This window comes from Streptomyces sp. NRRL S-495 (assembly GCF_000966955.1).
Taxonomy (GTDB): domain Bacteria; phylum Actinomycetota; class Actinomycetes; order Streptomycetales; family Streptomycetaceae; genus Kitasatospora; species Kitasatospora purpeofusca.
This window is the reverse complement of the sequence record NZ_JZWY01000138.1, coordinates 1-678: the sequence shown is the minus strand read 5'-3', so window position 1 is coordinate 678 and position 678 is coordinate 1. Positions and strand designations below refer to the sequence as shown.

Sequence of the window (678 nt, the reverse complement as noted above, 5' to 3'; positions counted from 1 at the left end):
CGGGATGCCGACCTCGGCGGCGACGGCCTCGGCGACGGCGCGGTTGTCGCCGGTGAGCAGGACCGGTCGCAGTCCGAGGGCGCGCAGTTCGGCCACGGCCCGGGCGCTGGTGGGCCTGACGGCGTCGGCGACCTCCAGCACGGCGCGGGCGGCGCCGTCCCAGCCGACCGCGACGGTGGTCCGTCCGGCGGCCTCGGCGGCCCGCTTGGCCTCGGCGAGGGGGGCGGGCAGTGGTTGGGCGTGCTCGGTGAGCAGGGCCTCGCGTCCGGCGACGACGGCGTGGCCGTCGACGACGCCCTGGACGCCGAGGCCGGGGACGTTCCGGAAGTCGTCGACGGCGGGCAGGGTGCCGAGGCGTTCGGCGGCCGCGGTGGCGACGGCGGCGGCGACGGGGTGTTCGGAGGCGTGCTCCAGGGCGCCGGCCAGGCGCAGGGCCTCGGTCTCGGTGGTGCCCTCGGCGGTGTGGACGGCGAGCAGGGTCATCCGGTCGGTGGTGACGGTGCCGGTCTTGTCGAGGACGACGGTGTCGACCCGGCGGGTGTTCTCCAGGACCTCGGGGCCCTTGATGAGGATGCCGAGCTGGGCGCCGCGGCCGGTGCCGACCATCAGGGCGGTCGGGGTGGCCAGGCCCAGGGCGCACGGGCAGGCGATGATCAGCACCGCCACGGCGGCGGTGAA

1 protein-coding gene is annotated in these 678 nt (G+C 77.3%); it reads right to left on the bottom strand.

Features of this window, described 5'->3' with window-relative positions; genetic code table 11:
• Nucleotides 1-678 (bottom strand): HAD-IC family P-type ATPase (locus VR45_RS09730; protein WP_045939279.1); only part of this gene is annotated, 678 nt, incomplete at both ends.